Consider the following 19,507-nt stretch of genomic DNA (forward strand, 5'->3'; position numbering starts at 1 on the left):
GTGACGCTAGCGGGGCACCAGCACGAGCTTGCCGCGGACGTGGCCCTCCTCACTCAGCGCGTGCGCCCGGGCGGCCTCGGCGAACGGGATCACCGCGGCGACGGTCGGCTTGACGCGCGCGGCCACGGTGGCGAGCTCCCCGCCGTGCGGCGCGACGAACGCCCACGTCGCGCCGTCCAGGTCCGGCGCGGTGATCGAGACCGCCCGCGCGCCGAGGCCGACGAGCTCTCGCGCGCCCGGCCCGCCTGCGAGGTCCGCGACGAGGTCGACCGGCCCGCGCAGCCGCTCGCCGACCGGGCCCGCGGTGTAGTCGACGAACTCGCTCGCGCCGAGCCCGCGCACGTACTCCTCGTTGCGCCCCGACGCGACCGCGACGACCTCCGCCCCGGCCTTCGCCGCCAGCTGCACCGCGACGTGCCCGACGCCGCCCGCCGCCGCGGTGATCAGCACGCGCTCGCCGGCCCGCAGCCCGCCCGCGTCGAACAGCGCCTGCGACGCGGTGAGCGCGGCCAGCGGGAGCGCGCCCGCCTCGACGTCGGTCAGCGCGTCGGGCGTCCGCGCGAGCTGCGACACGTGCGCGACGACGTACTCGGCGTACGCGCCGGCCGGGTGAGGGAACGCGACGAGCCCGAAGACGCGGTCCCCGGGCGCGAACGTCACGACGCCCATGCCGGCGGACTCGACGACACCGGCGACGTCCCACCCGGGGATCCACGGGAACGTCACGAACCGGTGGGCGCCGGAGCCCCGGCGCGTCTTCCAGTCGACCGGGTTCACGCCCGCGGCGGCGACCCGGATCAGCACCTCCCCCGGGCCGGGCTCGGGCTTGGCGACGGTGGCGGTGTGCAGCACGTCCGGCTCGCCGGTGGTGGAGGCGACGACGGCGGTCATGGTCTGGTTCATGGAGCCAACGTCCCACGCGATCCATCGATGGTTCGAAGCACAGCCATAATGAACGTCGATGCTCGATCTGCGCCGCCTCCAGGTCCTCGCCGCCGTCGCCGAGCACGGCTCGATCTCCGCCGGCGCCAACGCGCTCGGCCTCACGCAGCCCGCGGTCTCGCATCACGTCGCCCGGCTGGAGGAGGACACTGGCGTCACGCTGCTCGAGCGGCGCCCTCGCGGCGTCACGCCGACGGCCGCGGGCGAGCTGCTCCTGCGCCACGCCGCCGCGCTCCTCGACCGAGCCGCGCGGGCCGAGCAGGACCTCGACGACCTGGCCGCGCTGCGCACCGGCCGCGTGCGCGTGGCCGCGTTCCCCACCGCGTTCGTCGACCTCCTCCCCCGCGCCATCGCGACGGTGCGCTCCGAGCACCCCGCCGTGGAGGTCGAGCTGACCACCGCCGGGCACGACGACGCGCTCGGCGCGGTGGCCGACGGCGCCGCGGACGTCGCGGTCGTCTTCGCCGCCGCCGACCTCCCAACGGCCACCGCGCCGCTCCCGCCGGGGACGGAGCGCACGACGCTGCTGCACGACCCGATGCTCGCGGTCCTCCCGCGGACGCACCCGCTGGCAGAGCGCCGCGACGTCCTGCTCGCCGACCTGAGCGCCGACCGCTGGGTCCTCGGCACCGCCACCGGCCGCGACGCGGTCATCCGCCGCGCGTGCGCCGCCGCCGGCTTCGAGCCCGACGTCGCATTCGTCTCCGACGACCTGCTCGCCGTCCAGGGGGTCGTCGCCGCCGGCCTGGCCGTCTCGCTCGCGCCCGCGCTCGCCGTCGCGCACCGCCGTCCCGACGTCGTGCTGCGCCCCGTCGCTGACCGGCGCCTGACCCGCCGCATCAGCGCCGTGGCCCGGGGCACCGGCGCCCCACCTGCCGCCGATGCGCTGGTCCGCGCGCTGCGACACACCGGATCCGAGCTGTCTGCGGCAGGATGAGAGGCGTGACCGCGCCCTTCGCCCTCCCCGCCGACGACGCGTCGGCCATCGCCGACGAGGTGACGCTCTACCAGCGGACCTACAACACCCTGCTGCGCTCGCGCGGGGAGACCGACCTGCGGATCCTCGAGTCGAGCCACCGCGCGATCCGCTCCTCGCTGCATCCGCTCGCCGACTCCGAGGAGCTCGACCTCGGTGCGTTCCTCTACTCGATCCAGCGCCTGCCGACCTGCGTCCCCGACGCGCGCGTCGTCGTGATGGGCCAGGAGGCGGTGCAGTTCGACCGCGCCGGCATCGGGCCGCTCGACGACTGGCCCACGCGCGAGTCGCCCGCGCGCCGCCGCCGCTGGTACGAGGGGCCGGACGGGACGCTGGCCGTGCTGCTCGCCTCCTCGTCAGACCTCGACGACCTCATCCCGACGCTCGTCGCCTACCAGATCGAGTGGAACAAGCTGCGCGTGCGGCTGCGCGCGACCGGCTGGCCGCTGGCGGGTGCCGACGCCGTGCCGACCGCCGCGACGCTGGCGGAGACGCTCGGCGGCGGCGAGGAGGACTGGGAGCGGCTCATCTCCGTGTGGGGCCCCGCGTTCGAGGACCGGATGAACCAGGTCGCCGAGCGGCGCCTGCGGCTGCGCATCCGGATGCTCGGCGGCAGCGCGGTCGGCTACGCGCGCATGACGCGCCGCTGGTTCACCCCCGTCCGCGAGGCGATCGACGCGACCGGCTTCGGCGACGGGCCGCTCTACGTCGTCTCCTCCAACACCCACTCGCTCGCCAACCTGGTGACCGCCGAGGCGCTGCGCCACGAGGACGAGCTCGTGCGCTGGGTCGAGACGGACGGCCCCGAGGACCTGCGCGAGGAGCTGCGGATGTTCCGCGAGGGCCGCACGCGCGGCTCGTGGGAGAACTTCCTCTACTTCGTCGCCCGCGACTACTTCGACGCGTACCCGGACAAGGGCGAGGAGCGCCACGCCGCCGAGCGCGAGGCGGGCGTGCTGCACCTGCACTCCAAGACCGCGCTGCGCGTCGCCGCGCAGGTGATCCCGCTCGGCCAGCTCCAGCCCGAGCGCCTCGATCCGCGGCTCGGCCCGGTCGACGCGGACGCCCTGCGCGCCTCGCGTGCGGTGATCCTCAACATCGACTACCCCCTCGGTCTCGCGGCGTACAACATCCTGCGCGAGATCACCGAGGACCGCGACACGCTCGCCGGCGTCTACGTGCTGGGCAAGGCGGCGACGCTGAACGCCGACGTGGGCGACGTGATGCTGTCGTCGACCGTCCACGACGAGCACTCCGACACGCGCTACTGGCTCGACAACGCGTTCGGGGTCGAGGACATCGCGCCGTTCCTGCGCTTCGGCAGCGGCCTCGACAACCAGCGCGCGGTGACGGTGAAGTCGACGTTCCTCCAGAACCGCGCGTACCTGGATCGCTGGTACCGCGAGGCGTACACGGTCGTCGAGATGGAGGCCGGCCCGTACTGCGCGGCGGTGTACGAGCTGGCGGAGACCGCGCGCTACCCGGTCGGGGAGCAGGTCTCGTTCTCCAAGCTCCCGATCGACTTCGGGATCATCCACTACGCCTCAGACACGCCGTACACGCAGGCCCGCACGCTCGGCGCCCGCGGCCTGTCGTACCGCGGGATGGACTCGACCTACGCGTCATCGATCGCGATCCTGCGCCGCATCTTCGCGCGGGAAGGCGGACTGAAAGCGTCCGCTTAGGGCTTGCCTGCCGGGCCCGCTGCGGTGATGCTCCCGCCATGGCGTACGACGAGGAGCTGGCCCAGCGGGTCCGCACGCTGATCGGCGACGAGCCGGGCCTGGTGGAGAAGCGGATGTTCGGCGGCCTGGCCTTCCTCGTCGGCGGCAACATGTCCGTGACGGTGAGCGGCCAGGGCGGCCTGCTCGTGCGCGGCGAGCCCGACGAGATCGACGCCCTCCGCTCCGCCCCCGGCGTCGACCCGTTCGTCATGCGCGATCGCGAGATGGACGGCTGGCTCCGCGTCGCGCCCTCCGCGGTCGCCTCGGAGCCCGCGCTGGCGGAGTGGGTGCAGCGCAGCGTCAGCTACGCCCGCTCGCTTCCGGCGAAGTGACCATCGCGGAGGACGTGCTGGAGGCCGCGCCGACGTGGGCGGCCGCGCCCGAGGCGGAGCGGCCGGGCGCGCACGTGCTGACGCCGCGGGCATTCCATCGCACGTTCCCCGAGTACGCGCCGACGCCGCTGCGGGAGGCGCCCGCGAGCACCGCCGCGCTGGGCGTCGGCAGCGTGCTGATCAAGGACGAGACGGAGCGGCTGGGGCTGCCGGCGTTCAAGATCCTCGGGGCGTCGTGGGCGGTGCGGCGGGCGACCCTGGAGCGGGCCGGGCTGGACGAGCAGGCGGCGCCGTCGCTGGACGAGCTGCGCGCGGTGTGCGCCGCGCTGGGCGACGACGCGCCGCGGCTGTGCACGGCGACCGACGGCAACCACGGGCGGGCCGTCGCGCGGATGGCGCGGCTGCTCGGGCTCCCCGCCACCATCTTCATGCCCGCCGGCGCCGCGCCCGCGCGGGTGGAGGGGATCGCGTCGGAGGGCGCGGACGTCCACGTGCTCGACGGCGGCTACGACGACGCCGTGCACCGCGCCGCGCAGGAGGCGAGCGCCACGACGCTCATCATCTCCGACACCTCGTGGCCCGGCTACGCGGACGTGCCGCGGTGGGTGATCGAGGGCTACACGACGATCTTCGCCGAGATCGAGGAGGCGACGATCGTGCCGCCGACGCTCGTCGCGCTCCCCGTCGGCGTCGGCGCGCTCGCGGCCGCGGGCGTCCGCCACTACGCGGGCGCCGGCCCGCGCCTTGCGAGCATCGAGCCGACCCGCGCCGCGTGCGTGCTCGAGTCGGTCAAGGCGGGCGAGCTGCTGACCGTCGACGCGCCCGAGCACTCCGTCATGGCCGGGCTGCAGTGCGAGACGCCGTCGCTCGTCGCGTGGCCCGAGCTCCAGCACGGCTTCCACCTGTACGCCGCGATCGACGACGCGCGCGTGCCCGAGGCGCTGCGACTCCTCGCGGCCGACGGCGTCGAGGCGGGCGAGACCGGCGCCGCCGCGCTCGCGGGCCTCCTGCTCCTGCGCGACCGCGGGCACCTGCGGCCCGACGACCGCGCGCTCGTCCTCTGCACCGAGGGCGTCACCGACCCGGCCGGCCGCGCGCGCCTGCTCGCCGGCTAGCCCTCCGCGGCCCGGCGGTCGCGGCCGCGCAGGCCCTCGACCGCGTACGAGATCGGCCACAGCGACCAGATCGCGAGCACGACGCTCAGCCGCGCGATCCAGCCGAGGAGCGCCTCCGTCCGGTCCGCGTCGCCGACCGCGAGGATGGCCAGCCCGAGCAGCCCGCAGGAGATCGCCCACGCCAGGGCGGCCTTGCGGAACTCGCGCCACTCGTACGCGCGCCGCTCCGCTCCCCCGCGCGGCTTGCCGGCCGGCGGCGGCCCGCCCGCGAACCGGTGCGCGAACCGCACGTCCGCCCACCGCACGAGCGACGGCCCGAACGCGACGGAGAACCCCAGGTACGCCGCCGCGAGGCCGTGCTGCCAGCCCGCGGTCGCGCCGTCGCGCAGGTCGAGCACGGTCGCGACGAGGAGGACCAGGTCGACGAACGGGACCGCCGCGAGCAGCACCGTGCTCAGCCGCTCGCGCCGCAGCAGGTAGCGCGTGGCGAGCCCTGCTCCCAGCAGCACCCAGAACCCGATCTCGCAGGCGACGATGACGGCGATGAGCATGCGTTCTGTTCTAGCACAGGTGTGCTAGAACGTCGACCCATGCCGAAGGCCGTCGACCACGACGCCCGCCGCGCCGAGCTGGCCGCGGCGGTCTGGCGGCTCATCGTCCGCCACGGCGTCGAGGCCGCGTCGATCCGCCGCGTCGCCGCCGAGGCCGGCTGGTCGAGCGGCTCGCTGCGCCACTACTTCGCGACGCAGGAGGAGCTGCTCACGTTCGCGATGGAGCTCGTGGTGCGGCGCGCCACCGAGCGCATCGAGGCGGGCGGCCCGTGGGAGTCGCCGCGCGCCGCCGCGCTCGCGCTGCTCTCCGAGCTCGTCCCGCTCGACGACGAGCGCCGCGCGGAGATGCAGGTCTGGCTCGCGTTCAGCCTGCGCGCGCAGGTCGACCCCGCGCTCCGCCCGCTGCGCGACGAGGCCCACGGCGCGATCGCCCGCCTGTGCCGCCAGCTCGCCGAGGCGCTCGGCGCTCAGGACCCCGCGGCCGCCGGCGCCGAGCTGCACGCGCTCGCCGACGGCCTCGCCCTCCAGGGCACGCTGACGCCGGAGACGATGCCGCCCGAGCGCATCACGACGATCCTGCGCCGGCGCATCGACGCGCTCACCTAGCGCGCCGTCCGCCGCCGGAAGAGCGCCGCCGACGCGCCCGCGCCGACCACGATCGCGCCCGTCCACCACGCCAGCGCGGCCACGACGTCGGATCCCGCCGCGCCGCCTTCGAGCAGCAGCCCGCGCACGGTCTCGATCACCGGAGTGACCGGCTGGTGGACCGCGAACCACTCGAGCCCCGCCGGCATCGTCGCCGGGTCGACGAACGCGCTGCTCACGTACGGGAGGAACATCACGACGAACGTGAACGCGTTGGCCGACTCCGGGCTCGCGGCGAGCAGCCCGACCGCGGCCGCCAGCCACGCGATCCCGGCCATGAAGACCACGAGCACGCCCGCCACCGCGAGCCAGTCGAGCACCCCCGCGTCGGGCGAGAAGCCGATCAGGAGCGCGATCAGGACCACGAGCGCGGTCGAGACGACGTTGCGCACGACGCTCGCGACGACGTGTCCGCCCACCACCGTCGCACCGACGATGTCGAGCGTGCGGAACCGGTCGATGACGCCGGTCGTCATGTCGGCGTTGACGCTCACCGCGGTGCCCGCGGCACCGAAGCCCGCGCACAGCAGCACGATGCCCGGCACGACGTAGTCGACGTAGTCCACGCCCCCGCCCGCGCCGAGCTGACCGCCGAACACGTAGACGAAGAGCAGCAGGAGCATCACCGGCAGCGCGAGCGCGGTGATGAGCGCGTCGGGGCTGCGGAGCGAGTGGCGCAGCGAGCGGCCGACGAGCGTCGCCGCGTCGGAGACCACGTACGGCATCACGCCACCTCCGCCAGCGCGGCCGGCTCCGTCAGGGCGAGGAAGACGTCGTCGAGCGAGGCGTGGCCGGTGCGCGCCTTCAGCTCCGCCGCCGTGCCCTCGGCCACGATCCGCCCGCCGTCGAGCACCGCGATCCGGTCCGCCAGCCGGTCGGCCTCCTCCAGGTACTGCGTGGTGAGGAGGATCGTCGTCCCGCCCGCGCGCAGCTCCTCGACTGCGGCCCACACCGCGCGGCGCGACCGCGGGTCGAGCCCCGTCGTCGGCTCGTCGAGCACGATCACCGACGGCGAGCCGAGCAGCGAGATCGCCAGGTCCAGGCGCCGCCGCATGCCGCCGCTGAACGTCGCGACCCGCCGCCCGCGCGCCGCGACGAGGTCGAACCGCTCCAGCAGCTCCTCGGTCCGCGCCCGCGCCTGGCGCCGCGGCAGGTGCCGCAGGCGCGCCATCAGCAGCAGGTTCTCCTCCGCCGTCAGCGGCTCGTCGACCGCCGCGTACTGGCCCGTGAGCGACAGCGCCCGCCGCACCGCGCGGGCCTCGCGCACCACGTCATGGCCCGCCACGCGCGCCGTCCCGCCATCCGGCCGCAGCAGCGTGGAGAGCACGCGGACCGTCGTCGTCTTCCCCGCGCCGTTCGGGCCGAGCAGGGCGAGGATCGACCCGCCTTCCACGCGCAGGTCCAGGCCGTCCAGGACGGGGCGGCCACCGAACGCCTTCACCAGCCCGTCCACCTCGATTGTATACGTCATATACCGAGTGTACAGCATATACCTCGATACGATCAAGCGCCGTGACGCTCGACCGCCTGTGGAACCTCGAAGCCGACCCGGGCCCCGCCCGCCGCGAGCGCCCGGGCCTCTCCCCGCGCCGCGTGGTCGAGGCCGCGATCGCGATCGCCGACGCGGACGGCCTCGACGCCGTCTCGATGGCGCGCGTGGCCAAGGCGCTCGACGTCACCCCGATGGCGCTCTACCGCCACGTCGCCGGCAAGGACGAGCTGCTCGTGCTGATGGTCGACGTCGCGGTCGGCCTGCCGCCCGCGCTTCGCGCCACGCCCGACGGCTGGCGCGCGCAGCTCACCGAGTGGGCGGAGGCGCTGCTCAGCACGCTCCGCGCGCACCCGTGGTTCCTGCACATCCCGCTCGGCTGGGCCGCGCTCGGCCCCAACCGCGTCGCGTGGATGGACTCCGCGCTGGAGGCGCTCGCCGGCACGCCGCTCAGCGAGCCCGAGAAGGCCGCGTCGACGCTGCTCCTCAACAACGTCGTCTTCTCCGTCGCGCGCAACGCGGCCGAGCTGCACCAGAGCCTGGCCGGCGCGCACGACCCCGAGGAGTTCACACGCACGCTCCGGCAGATGACGTCGAGCGAGCGCTTCCCCGCCGTCGCCCGCGCCGCCGCGTCCGGGGTCTTCGGCGACGACGACGGACCGGAGGAGAACCTGCTCTTCGACCTCGAGGTCGTCTTCGGCGGGATCGACCGGCTGATCGACCGGCGGGAACGGCCCCCCGGCCGTTCCCGCAAGGGCAAAGGCCGCTAGGCCTTTGCCCCCGCCTCGTCCCGGATCTCGCCGACCAGCTCCTCCAGCACGTCCTCCAGCGCCACGACGCCCAGCGTCCGCGGCGAGTCCACGTCGCGCACCCGCGCGAGGTGCGCCCCGGAGCGCTGCATGGTCGCGAGCACGGCGCGCAGCCGGTCGGTGCAGCGGACCGTCGGCAGCGGCCGGATCCACGACTCGGCGATGGGCCGGTTGCGGTGGCGGTCCTCGAACTCCAGGACGTCCTTGAGGTGCAGGTAGCCGATGAGCTTGCCGTCGCGCTCGACCGGGAAGCGGCTGTAGCCGGTGCGCGCCGCGACCTGCTCGAGCTCGGCCGGCGTGACCTGCGGCGACACGGTCTCCAGCGTCTCGACCGGCAGCAGCACCGAGCGCGCGTCGCGCTCGGTGAACGTCAGCGCACCCACGACCAGCCGCTCCTCGTCGGGGTCGAGCAGTCCCTCGCGGCGCGACTCCTCCACGAGCCCCGCGACCTCGTCGCGCGTGAAGGTCGAGGTCACCTCGTCCTTCGGCGTCACGCCGACGGCGCGCAGGACGTGGTTGGCGATCCAGTTGAGCGCGGCGATGAACGGGTGCAGCACGCGCACGATCAGGACGAGGGGCGGGGTCAGGATCAGCGCCGCGCGGTCCGGCCCGGCGAGCGCCAGGTTCTTCGGGACCATCTCCCCGAGCACGACGTGCAGGTAGCCGATCAGCGACAGCGCGATGATGAACGCGACCGGGTGCACGAGCGAGTCGGGGATGCCGAGGTCGTGGAACGGGCCCTCGAGCTGGTGCGCGATCGCCGGCTCGCCCAGGTAGCCGAGGCCGAGCGAGCAGAGCGTGATGCCCAGCTGCGCGCCGGCCATCATCAGCGACACGTTCTCCATCGCGCTCAGCGTGATCTTCGCGAGGCGGTTGCCCTCCTCCGCGCGCGGCTCGATCATCGAGCGCCGCGCCGAGATCAGCGCGAACTCCGCCCCGACGAAGAACGCGTTGAGCACGAGCAGGATCACCGACAGGCCGATGGCGCCGAAGTCGCCCATCAGCCCTCGTCCTCCTCGTCGTCCTCGGGCAGCGGCTCGTGGACGAGCTGCACCCGGTCGACGCGCAGGCCGTCCATCGCGAGCACGGTCAGCGTCGCGAGGTGGCGCCCGCGATCGAGGTCGCGCGCCTCGACCTCGACGGTGTCGCCCACCTCGGGCACGCGGCCGAGCTCGAACGGGACCAGGCCGCCGATCGTCTCGTACTCCTCGTCCTCGGGCAGCAGGATGCCGGTGGCGCGCGCGACCTCGTCGGGGCGCAGCAGCGCGGAGATCGACCACCCGTCGCCGGTGCGGCGGATCGAGTCGTCCGCCTCGTCGTGCTCGTCGCGCACCTCGCCGACGATCTCCTCGACGAGGTCCTCCAGCGTGACGATGCCGTCGAAGCCGCCGAACTCGTTGACCACGACCGCCATCTGCAGGCCGCCCGCGCGCAGCTGGGCGAGCAGCGGGTCGAGCTCGACCGTGTCAGGCACGACGACGGGCTCGGTCATGACCTGCGTCGCCGGCGTCGTCGCGCGCTGCGCGTAGGGGATCGACATCGCGTCCTTGATGTGGACGATGCCGAGGATCCGCTCACCGTCGTCGGACACGATCGGCAGGCGGGAGCGACCGGTCTCGCGCGCGGTCTCCATCACGGTGAGCGCGGTGTCGTCCTCGCGCAGCGAGTGCATGCGCTCGCGCGGGGTCATCACGTCGCCCGAGCGGCGCTCGCCGAACGTCAGCGAGCGCTGCAGGAGCGTCGCGGTCTCAGGCTCGAGCGTGCCCTGCTCGCCGCTGCGCCGGACGAGCGACGCGAGCTCCTCCGCGCTGCGCGCGGACGCGAGCTCCTCCTGGGGCTCGACGCCGAGGCGGCGCAGGATCTTGTTCGCCGTCCCGTTGAAGAAGCGCACGATCACCGCGGTGGAGCGCGTGAAGACGCGCATGAAGCCCTGGACCGCGCGGGCGGTCGCGAGCGGCTTGGCGATCGCGAGGTTCTTCGGGACGAGCTCGCCGAACAGCATCGTCAGCGTCGTCGCGAGGACGAGCGCGATCGTCACCGAGACGCCGCGCACCGCACCCTCGGGGACGCCGAGCGTCTCGAGCGGCGCGTCGATGAGGTCCGCGATCGCGGGCTCGGCGATGAAGCCGATCAGCAGGTTGGTGACCGTGATGCCGAGCTGCGCGGCGCTGAGCTGGGTCGAGAGCGTGTGCAGCGCGTGCTGGAGGCCCTTCGCCCCCGCGTCGCCCCTCTCGACCTGGCGGTCGACGGTGGCGCGGTCGACGGTGACGAACGCGAACTCGGCCGCGACGAACGCGCCACAGGCCGCGACCAGCAGGACGCCGATCAGGATCAGGAGCACCTCGATCATCGGGTGCTCCGCGAGCCGCCTCGTGGCGGCCCGGTACTAGAGCTGGGGTCGTCGCAGTCGACGACGGCAGCGGGATGCATTCCGCCGAAGGGTAGACGACGATGCGGCGCATGAAGCGCGTCGATCTCACCCAGCCCGAGTTCCAGTACGACGAGACCGATCCGGAGGGCTTCCGCGCGGGGATGGTGCGGCCGGGGCCGGGGCTCGGGGCCGTCGAGACGGGCGCGTCGCTGTACGAGCTGCCGCCCGGGCAGGCGCTCTGCCCCTACCACTACGAGCTGGCCGAGGAGGAGTGGCTGCTCGTGATCTCGGGCCGCGCGAGCGTCCGCACGCCAGACGGCGTCGAGGAGCTCGGCCCGCTGCAGCTCGTCTTCTTCCCGCCGGCGCCCGAGGGCGCGCACAAGATCTTCAACGCCAGCGACACCGAGCCGTGCCGCGTGCTGATGTGGTCGACGATCAGGTACCCCGCCGCGACCGTGTACCCGGACAGCGACAAGATCGGCGTCTACACGCGCGACCGGCGCGACAACGTGATCGTCAAGCGGTCCAGCGACGTCCCGTACTACACCGACGAGGCGCATCCGTGATCCGCCGCGCTGGGTAGCCTGAGGTCCCATGGCAGCAGGGGCGACGCCGCCGCGCGTCGAGACGCCCGCGTTCGACGTCGAGCGCTTCGGATGGACGGGGGACGGCCGGCTCGAGGTCGTCGGGACGTGGACCGGGGTCCGGGGCCGGCGGTTCGTGCGGCCCACGCTCGACGTGCGCTTCGACGGGGCGTCGCGGCGGCTGCTGGCCGTGCTCGACCACAAGCCGTGGGCGCCGGACGTCGTCGGCGAGCCGTGGGTCGCGGCCTTCGCGTGGGACGGCGGCGAGGTCGCGCTCGAGGGCGCGGAGCTGGCCGTCGCGCCGGGGGTCGCGGTGGAGCTCGAGCCGCCGAGCCGCGGCATGTCAGGCGCGCGCCGCCGCAAGCCGGCCGCCGACGCGCCCGCGAAGGAGCCCGCCCCGAAACCGCGCCGCACCGCGCCGCCGGAGCCGCGCCGCTCCCCCGCCGAGCGCGAGCGCGACGCCGCTGTGGCCGCGCGCGACGCGGTGGCGCGCGAGCGGGACCTGGCCGTGGAGGCGCGTGACGCGGCCGCGCAGCAGCTCAACCTCGTGACCCGCGAGCGCGACGACGCCGTCGCCGCACGCGACGCGCTGGCCGCCGACCTGGAGGGCGCGGTCGAGGCGCGCGAGATCGCGGTGCGCGAGGCCGACGCGCTGCGCGAGAACGTCGAGGGGCGCATGGAGGCGGCGCGTGCGGAGGCCCGCGCCGGCGCCGAGCGGGCCCGCGATGAGGCGGTGCGCGAGCGCGACGCCGCCGTCGCCGCGCAGGCCGCCGGCCAGGAGGAGATCGCCGAGCTGCGTCGCCGCCTGGCCGCCGCGCCGACGGAGGACGAGCTGGAAGAGGCGCGCGCGGAGGCCGCCGCGCTGCGCGCCCGGGTCGCGCCGGTGGAGGCCGAGCGCGATGCGGCCATCGCCGCCCGCGACGCCGCGCGGAAGGACCGCAACACGCTGATCGCGCAGCGCGACGCCGCGTTCGCGCAGGCCGCTCCGGCTCCCGCGTCCGCCCCGCCACCGCCGGCGCCCGCGCCCGCGGAGCCCGCCTACCCCGACCTCTCCGGCGAGCTCGCCGCCGCCCGCGCCGAGATCGAGGAGCTGCGCGCCCAGGTCGCCGCCGCGCAGGCCGCGCGGCAGGAGGCCGCCGACGCGACCGTCGCGTTCTCCGCCGCCGACGTCGCCGAGGCGCAGGACCGGTCCGAGGAGGTCGAGACGCTCCAGCATCAGCTCGACGTCGCCCGGGCCGCCCGCGACGAGGCCGCGCGCGAACGCGACGCCGCGGTCCGCCGCCTGGAGCGCGCGACCGGCTCCACCCCGCCCGCCGCCGACGTCGAGGCGCTCCAGCGCGAGCGCGACGAGGCGCTCGCGGAGGCCGAGCGCGCCCGCCGTCAGGTCGAGCGCGACGCGTCCCGCCACGACCGCGCCGCCCGCGTCGCCGACGCCACCCAGCGCAGCCGCATCTCCCCCGCCGCCGCGACCCGCCGCGAGGTCCGCGCGATGCTCGCCCACGGCCTCAACCCCGGAGAGCCCAAGGCCACCCTCTGGCTCTCGCGCTTCCTCGCCCTGACGATCCTCATCGCGGCCCTCGCGCTCGCGATCGTCGTCCTGCGCGTCGTGATCTAGAGCGAGCGCGCGAAGCAGCGCGAGAGCGGCGAGCCGGCGTAATCGCCGAAGAGCGGGATCTCCTCGTACCCCTCGCGGACGTAGAAGCGGATCGACTCGGGCTGCTCCGGCCCGGTCTCGAGCAGCAGCCGCGTCACGCCGCGCGCCCGCGCCTCGTCCTCCAGCGCCCGCAGCAGCGCACGCGCCACCCCGGTCCCGCGCGCCGGCGGCCGCACGTACATGCGCTTGAGCTCCGCGGTCCCGGGCTCGTCGAGCAGCCGCAGGCCGACGCAACCGACCGCCTCGCCGTCGTCCCCGCGCGCGACGAGGAAGACGGCGATGTCGGCCGTGCTCGGCTTGACGCCCGGCTCGGTGTCAGGCCGTCCGTAGCGGCGCTCGATGTCGAGCCGCAGCTCCTCGCGGAGCGCGGCGCTGTCCGGCGCGTCGAAGGGCTCGGGGGCGATCCGCACGGCTCAGGCCGGTACGAGCGCGAGCGCGCGGGTGGGCGAGCCGGTGCCGCCGACCAGCCGCAGCGGCGCGACGACGACGATCGCGCCGGTGGGCGGGAGCTGGTCGAGGTTCGCGAGCTGCGTGAGGCCGTAGCGGCCGTTGCCGAGCAGGTGGTGGTGGACCGGGAAGGCCGGCTCCATCCCACCCGCGGCGCCCGCGTCGATGCCGACGGTCTCGACGCCGAAGCCGACGATGCCGCGCTCGCGTCCGAGCCACTCCGCCGCGGCGACGTCCGGGCCTGGCGTGACCGGCCCCTCCGGCCCCGCGTTGAGGAACGCCTCGGCGTCATGGGCCCGCGCCGCCCAGCCGGTCCGCAGCAGGACCCACGATCCCTCCGCGATCCGCCCGTGCTCGGCCTCGTACGCCTCGAAGTCCGCGACCGTGACGAGGTAGCCCGGGTCGGCCGCCACCTTCGCCGTCACGTCGACGACCGCCGCCGGCCCGACGAGCCGGCCCGCCGGGATCGCGCCCACGTCCTCCCCGTCCTTGCCGGTCACCCAGTGGATCGGCGCGTCGACGTGCGTGCCGGTGTGCTCGCCCAGCTCCAGCACGTCCCACGCCCACGCCGGGCCCGCGTCGTCGTACTTCGAGAGCGTGCGGCGCGACAGCGGCGGCGTGTTGGCGAACTGGTCGGGGAGCTGGATCACCGGCGTCGACTCCGACAGCGGCTGCGTGAGGTCGACGACGCGGACGGCGCCGGACGCGAGCGCGTCGGCGAGGGCGGCGATGGCGGACATGGGCGGGCGGGGCTCCTCAGGGTCGGGGGGGTCAGTGCGCGCGGAAGGCGTCCTCGAGCCAGGCCGCGCAGACGGTGGGGTCGACCTTCGCGTCGACGACGAGCGGGCCGCGCGGGTCGGCGGCCCACGCGGCGAGCGGCGAGCGCAGGTCGTCGAGTGCGCGAACGGTGAGCGCCTCGCATCCGGCGCCGCGGGCGATCGCGGCCAGGTCGGCGTCGGGGAACCGGGCGCGCGCGGTGTCGCGGCCCTGCGGCGCGAAGTGGTGGACCTCGGCGCCGTAGGCGGCGTCGTCGTACACGAGGACGAGCAGGGGGAGCCGCAGCCGCGCCGCGGTCTCGAGCTCCTGCAGCGCGAGGAAGAGCCCGCCGTCGCCGACCGCCGCGACCGTGATCCGGCCCGGCCGCGCGACGCTCGCCCCGATCGCGGCGCCGAGTCCCAGCCCGACCGCCTGGAAGGCGTTCACGAAGAGCCACGAGCGCGCGTCGGGCACGGCCAGGTACATCGCGGGCCAGCCGGTGAGGTGGCCGGAGTCGACGACCACCGTGCGGTCGGCGGGGAGCGCGTCGTCCACGGCGACGGTGAGCGCCCGCGGGTCGACGGTGTTCGCGGTTCCTCCGCCGGTCGCCGCGCGCTCGTCCGGCACGTCGCGCCAGCGGCCCTCGCGCTCGAGCCGCGCCGCGACCTCCGGCGTGCGGAAGCCTGGGCGCGGCTCCGGCGGCAGCGCGGCCACGAGGTCCTGCGCCGCCAGCGCCGCGTCGCCGACCAGCGCCAGCGCCCCCGGCACGTGCGCCCCGATGGCGCCCGGGTCCACGTCGACCTGCACGACCTGCGCGCCGTCGCCGAGGAGCCGCCCGCCCCGCGTCGTCCAGTGGTTGAGCGTCGCGCCGAACGCGAGCACGAGGTCGGCCTGCGGGAGCAGCTCGGCGAGCGCCGGCGTCACGAACCCGCCGGCGATCCCCGCGTCGTACTCGGCTCCGGCGAAGAAGCCGTGCGCGACCGCCGACGTGGCGAGCAGCGCGCCGCACCGCTCCCCCAGCACCTCCAGCGCGTCGCGCGCGCCCGCCAGCACCGCGCCGCGGCCCGCGACGATCACGACCCGCGCGGCCTGCTCGATCAGCGCGGCGGCGCGGGCGACGTCGCCGGGCGCCGGCCGCGGCGCGCGGGGGACGGAGGCCGGCGCCCGGTGCGAGGCCGACGGCGGCGCGGGCACGGCCTGCAGGTCGATCGGCAGGTTGAGCACGACCGGCCGGCGCTCCAGCAGCGCGCGGTGCAGCGCCCGCGCGGCGTCGGCCCCGGCGCTCGCGGCGGAGTGGATGCGCTCCGCCACCGCGCCGACCGACGTCACGAGGTCGTGCTGGTCGATGCGGAAGTTCGAGTGCAGGTCCGCGGCGGGCGTGTCGCCCGCGAGGACGAGCAGCGGCGTGCGGCTCTTCGCGGCCTCGCCCAGCGCGGTGAGCGTGTTGGTGAGCCCGGGCCCCTGGTGCACCGACGCGACGCCCACGCGCCCGGTCGACCGCGCCCAGCCGTCCGCCATCGCGACCGCGCCGCCCTCGTGCCGCGCGGCCACGAACCGCGCGCCGCCGGCGACGAGCGCCTCGGTCGCGACGAAGTTCCCGCTCCCCAGCAGCCCGAAGACCGTGTCGACCCCCAGCTCCGCGAGCGTCCCACCGACGGCGTCGGCGACGGTGTGCGGTGCGCGGGCGGAGGTCACGGGCGCGCATCCTAGGGAAGCTCTTCGCCAGCGCTCAGCCGATTCTCGGGTTCGGGCGGTTCCTTGTCGGTCATGACCTCCCTCCTCACCGCCCCACCGGTCACCCGCTACGTCGGTGTCGCCGACCTCTGGGGCCGCCACGTCTGGATCGACGCCGGCGCCCGCCGCCGCGGCCTCCCGCAGGCCTCCGACGACCAGCTCATCGGGTTCGCGTGGGGCCGCCGCGGCGCGGGCGCGCGCGAGCTGGCCCGCGCGATGCTCGTCGACGCGACCGGCAACGCGATGCTCGCCGAGCGCCTGTGCCGCGAGCTCGCCACCCAGGTCGTCGCACACCTCCCCGAGGCCGGCTTCGTGATCGCCCGCGAGACGGTCCTCGAGTGGGTCGAGCTGCAGGAGACCGGGGCCGCGGCGTGACGGCGGCGGCGCCGCTCAGGCCCGCGGCGGCCGGCAGCGCGCCCGCGCACCGCCCGCGGCCCACGCCCCGACTGGGCACGACGCGCGCGCGACGAGCGCCCCGCTCTTGCCGCGCTGCACGACGACCACGCGGCCCGTGCCGTCGAGCGTCAGCTCCGGCAGGGTGCCGGCGCACGGCAGGACGCGCGTGCGGCGCACCGCGCCGGACGGCTCGACCACGAGCGCGTCGGTCCGCAGCCCGCCCGAGCAGCGGACGGCGGTGAGCACCACCGCGCGATCGCCGTCCCAGCCGGCCGCGAGCGGCGTGACGCCCGGCAGCCGGCCCGACGCCTGGACGGCGCCGTCGGCGGCCGCGAGCTGGTAGGTCGACGGGCCCACGAGGAGCCGCCGCCCGCCCGGGCCGACCGCCGTCCACGCCTGCTCCTCGGCGCCCAGCGGCACGAGCGTGACCGGCGCGCCGGGCGTCCCGTCCGCAGCGATCCGCACCCGCCGCGCCGCCGAGGCGCACCGCGGGTCGCCGTCGCGCAGCAGCAGGTCGGTCGCGCCGACGGGCGCGCGCAGGACCTGGACGACCTCGTCCGCGCTCTCGAGCACGTCCGGGTCGCGCTCCTCGTCGTAGCCGCACTGGTCGTACGGCTCCGTGACCCCGAGATCCGCCGGCGCGGGCGCGATGCGCGCCGCGGTGTCGGGCACGGTCGCGGCGCGGCCGAGGCCGCGGTAGCCGCCCACGGCGACGCGCAGCCCGTCGAAGCCCTCGATGGTGTTCGCATGGTGCCAGGCCACGACGACGCGGTCGCCGTCCGCGACGACCTGCGGCCGCCCGAGCGCGATCCGGGAGCTCAGAGGGTGGCTCGGCATGTCCGGCGCGCGGACGTCGAGCGTCTGCGGCGGCCCGAACAGCGCGCGCTCCCCCGGCCGGACGGCGGCCATGATGGCGTCGCAGTCCAGGCTCGGCCAGCCCGGACACGGCGCGACGTCGCGCCACGCGACCACCGCCTGGCCCGCGGGGCCGGCGACGATCGCGGGATCCTCGGCCCAGCGGGTCGCGATCCGCTGCGTCGTGATCGCGCCGCCGGGCGCCACGGAGACGACCGCGACCCCGTCGGTCCGGGCCGCCCACACGACGTCCGAGCGCCCGTTGGCGGACTGCGCCCACGCCCCCGGTCGGCCGTCGGCCGGCGCGGGGAGCGCGTGCTTCGTGACGCGCCCGCCGGGGCCCGTGCGGGCGATCCGGACCGCGCCCCGCTTGCCCCGGTGCTCCCAGACGAGCAGCGCACGCCCGTTGCGGGTGACCGTCGGCCACCCGACGACGCCGTCGCCGCCGGTCTCGACGCCGTTGACGAGCCACGCCGGGCGGAACCGGCCACCGTCCGGGCGAACGGCGACCGCGACGTCGCGCCCCTGGCCCGCGGTCACCAGCAGCGCGCCGTCCTGTGGCGTGACGAACAGGCCGAACGGGCTGTCGGGCTGCCAGTGGTCGCCGTCGAGCAGCGTCGTGGGCGGACCGAACGGGACGGCGCGCGGGGCGGCGAGGGCGGGCGCGGCGAGCGTCGCGGTGACGGCGGCGAGAAGGACGAGCAGGAGGCTGGAGCGCAGGAACGGCACGAAGGCTCCTTTCGGCATCACGGCGCTCCGCTTTATGGAGCGCCCCCGTTCCCCCTACCGCCGTCCAGGTGGGAGCCCCGAGTTGAGCGCGATCACGCGCGAGCGGCCTTCCGCGCGGAGCTCCTCGATCTTCAGCTCGAACTCGGGGTCGTCGAACGGGACCGCACCCACCACCAGCGGCTCGCCGCCGCCCGGGCGCACCGCGCGCACCACCACGCGCCCGCGCTCCGAGCGTTCGTCCAGCTCCCACCGCGCGCGCTCGGCCAGCTGCCGCCGGATGCCCCAGGCGATGAGGGCGACCAGCGCGACGAACAGCGCCAGCACGAGCACGACGGCGAGCAGCTTCACGGCGTGCGCGCCGCCCGGCCCGCGATCTGCGAGATGACGTCGCTGACGTTGCCGCCGAGCACCTGCGGGTCGCAGCCGTCCGGGCCGCAGAACGCGCGGATGCGGTCGATCTGCGCCTGGTTGGGGTTGAGCCGGTACGCGCGCGCCTGCTGGAACGCGGCGCGCCGCTCGCCCTCGGCGACCTCGACCTTCCGGTCCGCCTCGCCCTTGGCCTTCGCGCGCTCGCGCTCGGCCTCGAGCTTCGCGTTCGCCGCCTGCGTGCGCAGCGACTGCGCCTCGGTGATGCGCTTCTGCACCTCGGGCTCGAAGCGGATGCGCAGGTTCTGGTAGCGGACGTTCTCGAAGTACTCGTCGCCGAACGCCGCCTGCAGCTTCTCGCGGATCTTCTCGGCGAGCTTGCGCTGCGCCTCGGTGAGGTTCTGGGTCGTGTCGCCCGTCGAACCCTCGCCCGTCCGCCGCACCGCGGCGTCGGGGTTCTGCACGTACTGGCACAGGTTGTTGAGCGCGTTGCAGGCGTAGCCGCCGATCACCTCCCGCTGGGCGTCGAGGATCACCGGCGCGAGCCGCTGGCGCTGGAACGCGAGCCAGCCCGCGTCGGAGGAGATGTCCTCGCCGCCCCACTTGCGCCGGCCGTAGCCGCGGTAGAACTTCTCGGCCTTCGCGGGGTCGGAGGTGAGCTGGTAGAGCGCCTGCCCGTCGACGATCACCTGGACGGAGTCGCGGGTCGGGAACGTCTGGTCGCCCTCGATGACGTCGGTCGAGTCGCGCTCGGTGATCGGGAGGCAGTCCTGCTTGTTGAACGCGCCGATCGGCTTCGGGCCCTCGCCGGGCTGCCGGACCTCCTTGATGTCGCGCCCGTCGAACGGCCCGCCCTCGCGCACGATGCACACCGTGCCCACGTCGGTTCCCTTGATCGACACGAGCCACGCGCCGCCGCCGACCACGAGCGTCAGCACGACGATCGCGCCCACGATGCCGAGCCCGATCGCCCGCGGCCCCAGGTTCCCACTCACGCTTCCTCCGCTCCTCGCCATCGCCGCGCATCCTGCA

At 75.6% G+C, this 19,507-nt stretch carries 20 protein-coding genes and 1 pseudogene; 9 read left to right on the plus strand and 12 right to left on the minus strand.

Features of this window, described 5'->3' with window-relative positions; all coding sequences use genetic code 11:
• Nucleotides 1-6: 6 nt before the first annotated feature.
• On the minus strand, nucleotides 7-903 hold the full coding sequence (locus AC1UE5_RS24020; RefSeq protein ID WP_482928434.1) for an NADP-dependent oxidoreductase: 897 nt from the start codon (nucleotides 901-903) through the stop codon (nucleotides 7-9).
• Nucleotides 904-961: 58 nt separating this feature from the next.
• On the opposite strand from AC1UE5_RS24020, the gene AC1UE5_RS24025 reads away from it, so the two are divergent.
• Genes AC1UE5_RS24025 through AC1UE5_RS24040 form a run of 4 tightly spaced genes read left to right on the plus strand, consistent with a single transcriptional unit; the run spans nucleotide 962 to nucleotide 5,089 of the window.
• Nucleotides 962-1,879 carry a LysR family transcriptional regulator gene (locus AC1UE5_RS24025; protein WP_482928436.1) on the plus strand — a complete coding sequence of 306 codons (918 nt, stop codon included), beginning with the start codon at nucleotides 962-964 and terminating at the stop codon, nucleotides 1,877-1,879.
• Nucleotides 1,880-1,884: 5 nt separating this feature from the next.
• On the plus strand, nucleotides 1,885-3,603 hold the full coding sequence (locus AC1UE5_RS24030) for a DUF6909 family protein (RefSeq protein ID WP_482928438.1): 1,719 nt from the start codon (nucleotides 1,885-1,887) through the stop codon (nucleotides 3,601-3,603).
• 38 nt (nucleotides 3,604-3,641) lie between these two features.
• Complete coding sequence (locus AC1UE5_RS24035) at nucleotides 3,642-3,974, plus strand: TfoX/Sxy family protein (RefSeq protein ID WP_482928440.1); 333 nt, start codon at nucleotides 3,642-3,644, stop codon at nucleotides 3,972-3,974.
• On the plus strand, nucleotides 3,971-5,089 hold the full coding sequence (locus AC1UE5_RS24040) for a diaminopropionate ammonia-lyase (protein ID WP_482928442.1): 1,119 nt from the start codon (nucleotides 3,971-3,973) through the stop codon (nucleotides 5,087-5,089). The genes AC1UE5_RS24035 and AC1UE5_RS24040 overlap by 4 nt, the downstream gene beginning before the upstream one ends.
• On the opposite strand, the gene AC1UE5_RS24045 is transcribed toward AC1UE5_RS24040, so the two are convergent.
• Nucleotides 5,086-5,640: a hypothetical protein gene (locus AC1UE5_RS24045; RefSeq protein ID WP_482928445.1), complete on the minus strand. Its 555-nt coding sequence runs from the start codon at nucleotides 5,638-5,640 to the stop codon at nucleotides 5,086-5,088. The genes AC1UE5_RS24040 and AC1UE5_RS24045 overlap by 4 nt on opposite strands.
• A gap of 39 nt (nucleotides 5,641-5,679) precedes the next feature.
• On the opposite strand from AC1UE5_RS24045, the gene AC1UE5_RS24050 reads away from it, so the two are divergent.
• Nucleotides 5,680-6,246, plus strand: coding sequence for a TetR/AcrR family transcriptional regulator (locus AC1UE5_RS24050; RefSeq protein WP_482928447.1), 567 nt, complete (start codon nucleotides 5,680-5,682; stop codon nucleotides 6,244-6,246).
• Here AC1UE5_RS24050 and AC1UE5_RS24055 read toward each other — a convergent pair.
• Nucleotides 6,243-7,010 (minus strand): ABC transporter permease, encoded by a 768-nt coding sequence (locus AC1UE5_RS24055; RefSeq protein WP_482928449.1) that lies wholly within the window; start codon nucleotides 7,008-7,010, stop codon nucleotides 6,243-6,245. The genes AC1UE5_RS24050 and AC1UE5_RS24055 overlap by 4 nt on opposite strands.
• A gap of 71 nt (nucleotides 7,011-7,081) precedes the next feature.
• Nucleotides 7,082-7,756 (minus strand): annotated as a pseudogene (locus AC1UE5_RS24060) (ABC transporter ATP-binding protein); the annotation flags it as partial.
• Between the two features lie 41 nt (nucleotides 7,757-7,797).
• On the opposite strand from AC1UE5_RS24060, the gene AC1UE5_RS24065 reads away from it, so the two are divergent.
• Nucleotides 7,798-8,544 (plus strand): TetR/AcrR family transcriptional regulator, encoded by a 747-nt coding sequence (locus AC1UE5_RS24065; RefSeq protein ID WP_482928451.1) that lies wholly within the window; start codon nucleotides 7,798-7,800, stop codon nucleotides 8,542-8,544.
• Here the strand turns inward: AC1UE5_RS24065 and AC1UE5_RS24070 are convergent.
• Together AC1UE5_RS24070 and AC1UE5_RS24075 are read right to left on the minus strand one after the other, a co-directional pair.
• A complete protein-coding gene (locus AC1UE5_RS24070) occupies nucleotides 8,541-9,584 on the minus strand; it encodes a hemolysin family protein (protein ID WP_482928453.1) in 1,044 nt (347 codons plus the stop codon). The two genes, AC1UE5_RS24065 and AC1UE5_RS24070, sit on opposite strands and share 4 nt — an antisense overlap.
• Nucleotides 9,584-10,933: a hemolysin family protein gene (locus AC1UE5_RS24075; RefSeq protein WP_482928455.1), complete on the minus strand. Its 1,350-nt coding sequence runs from the start codon at nucleotides 10,931-10,933 to the stop codon at nucleotides 9,584-9,586. The genes AC1UE5_RS24070 and AC1UE5_RS24075 overlap by 1 nt, the downstream gene beginning before the upstream one ends.
• Nucleotides 10,934-11,043: 110 nt before the next feature.
• Here AC1UE5_RS24075 and AC1UE5_RS24080 point away from each other — a divergent pair, with 110 nt between their 5' ends.
• Both AC1UE5_RS24080 and AC1UE5_RS24085 read left to right on the plus strand, forming a co-directional pair.
• Nucleotides 11,044-11,520: a cupin domain-containing protein gene (locus tag AC1UE5_RS24080; protein ID WP_482928457.1), complete on the plus strand. Its 477-nt coding sequence runs from the start codon at nucleotides 11,044-11,046 to the stop codon at nucleotides 11,518-11,520.
• Between the two features lie 28 nt (nucleotides 11,521-11,548).
• Entirely contained in the window at nucleotides 11,549-13,153 is a 1,605-nt protein-coding gene (locus AC1UE5_RS24085; RefSeq protein WP_482928459.1) for a hypothetical protein, read from the plus strand.
• Here the strand turns inward: AC1UE5_RS24085 and AC1UE5_RS24090 are convergent.
• Genes AC1UE5_RS24090 through AC1UE5_RS24100 form a run of 3 tightly spaced genes read right to left on the minus strand, consistent with a single transcriptional unit; the run spans nucleotide 13,150 to nucleotide 16,090 of the window.
• A complete protein-coding gene (locus tag AC1UE5_RS24090; protein WP_482928461.1) occupies nucleotides 13,150-13,602 on the minus strand; it encodes a GNAT family N-acetyltransferase in 453 nt (150 codons plus the stop codon). The genes AC1UE5_RS24085 and AC1UE5_RS24090 overlap by 4 nt on opposite strands.
• Nucleotides 13,603-13,605: 3 nt before the next feature.
• The gene (locus AC1UE5_RS24095) at nucleotides 13,606-14,379 is read right to left on the minus strand and encodes a cyclase family protein (RefSeq protein WP_482928463.1); all 774 of its coding nucleotides are present in this window, start codon (nucleotides 14,377-14,379) and stop codon (nucleotides 13,606-13,608) included.
• A gap of 31 nt (nucleotides 14,380-14,410) precedes the next feature.
• Nucleotides 14,411-16,090 (minus strand): thiamine pyrophosphate-binding protein, encoded by a 1,680-nt coding sequence (locus AC1UE5_RS24100; RefSeq protein WP_482928465.1) that lies wholly within the window; start codon nucleotides 16,088-16,090, stop codon nucleotides 14,411-14,413.
• 72 nt (nucleotides 16,091-16,162) lie between these two features.
• Here AC1UE5_RS24100 and AC1UE5_RS24105 point away from each other — a divergent pair, with 72 nt between their 5' ends.
• Nucleotides 16,163-16,504 (plus strand): DUF6166 domain-containing protein, encoded by a 342-nt coding sequence (locus AC1UE5_RS24105; protein WP_482928467.1) that lies wholly within the window; start codon nucleotides 16,163-16,165, stop codon nucleotides 16,502-16,504.
• Nucleotides 16,505-16,519: 15 nt separating this feature from the next.
• On the opposite strand, the gene AC1UE5_RS24110 is transcribed toward AC1UE5_RS24105, so the two are convergent.
• The 3 genes from AC1UE5_RS24110 to AC1UE5_RS24120 are packed head-to-tail and all read right to left on the minus strand — an operon-like array spanning nucleotide 16,520 to nucleotide 19,470.
• Nucleotides 16,520-18,127 carry a hypothetical protein gene (locus AC1UE5_RS24110; RefSeq protein WP_482928469.1) on the minus strand — a complete coding sequence of 536 codons (1,608 nt, stop codon included), beginning with the start codon at nucleotides 18,125-18,127 and terminating at the stop codon, nucleotides 16,520-16,522.
• A 36-nt stretch (nucleotides 18,128-18,163) separates the two neighbouring features.
• Nucleotides 18,164-18,457: a hypothetical protein gene (locus tag AC1UE5_RS24115; RefSeq protein ID WP_482928471.1), complete on the minus strand. Its 294-nt coding sequence runs from the start codon at nucleotides 18,455-18,457 to the stop codon at nucleotides 18,164-18,166.
• Nucleotides 18,454-19,470 (minus strand): SPFH domain-containing protein, encoded by a 1,017-nt coding sequence (locus AC1UE5_RS24120; protein WP_482928473.1) that lies wholly within the window; start codon nucleotides 19,468-19,470, stop codon nucleotides 18,454-18,456. The genes AC1UE5_RS24115 and AC1UE5_RS24120 overlap by 4 nt, the downstream gene beginning before the upstream one ends.
• Nucleotides 19,471-19,507 lie beyond the last annotated feature (37 nt).

It is taken from the genome of Parviterribacter multiflagellatus (assembly GCF_056863265.1).

Excerpts from the sequence above, each read along its gene's own strand:
- AC1UE5_RS24020 (WP_482928434.1), bottom strand. The coding sequence starts at position 903 with ATGAACCAGACCATGACCGCCGTCGTCGCCTCCACCACCGGCGAGCCG.
- AC1UE5_RS24105 (WP_482928467.1), top strand. The coding sequence starts at position 16,163 with ATGACCTCCCTCCTCACCGCCCCACCGGTCACCCGCTACGTCGGTGTC.
- AC1UE5_RS24025 (WP_482928436.1), top strand. The coding sequence starts at position 962 with ATGCTCGATCTGCGCCGCCTCCAGGTCCTCGCCGCCGTCGCCGAGCAC.
- AC1UE5_RS24035 (WP_482928440.1), top strand. The coding sequence starts at position 3,642 with ATGGCGTACGACGAGGAGCTGGCCCAGCGGGTCCGCACGCTGATCGGC.
- AC1UE5_RS24110 (WP_482928469.1), bottom strand. The coding sequence starts at position 18,127 with ATGCCGAAAGGAGCCTTCGTGCCGTTCCTGCGCTCCAGCCTCCTGCTC.
- AC1UE5_RS24095 (WP_482928463.1), bottom strand. The coding sequence starts at position 14,379 with ATGTCCGCCATCGCCGCCCTCGCCGACGCGCTCGCGTCCGGCGCCGTC.
- AC1UE5_RS24085 (WP_482928459.1), top strand. The coding sequence starts at position 11,549 with ATGGCAGCAGGGGCGACGCCGCCGCGCGTCGAGACGCCCGCGTTCGAC.
- AC1UE5_RS24045 (WP_482928445.1), bottom strand. The coding sequence starts at position 5,640 with ATGCTCATCGCCGTCATCGTCGCCTGCGAGATCGGGTTCTGGGTGCTG.
- AC1UE5_RS24055 (WP_482928449.1), bottom strand. The coding sequence starts at position 7,010 with ATGCCGTACGTGGTCTCCGACGCGGCGACGCTCGTCGGCCGCTCGCTG.
- AC1UE5_RS24050 (WP_482928447.1), top strand. The coding sequence starts at position 5,680 with ATGCCGAAGGCCGTCGACCACGACGCCCGCCGCGCCGAGCTGGCCGCG.
- AC1UE5_RS24080 (WP_482928457.1), top strand. The coding sequence starts at position 11,044 with ATGAAGCGCGTCGATCTCACCCAGCCCGAGTTCCAGTACGACGAGACC.
- AC1UE5_RS24070 (WP_482928453.1), bottom strand. The coding sequence starts at position 9,584 with ATGGGCGACTTCGGCGCCATCGGCCTGTCGGTGATCCTGCTCGTGCTC.
- AC1UE5_RS24075 (WP_482928455.1), bottom strand. The coding sequence starts at position 10,933 with ATGATCGAGGTGCTCCTGATCCTGATCGGCGTCCTGCTGGTCGCGGCC.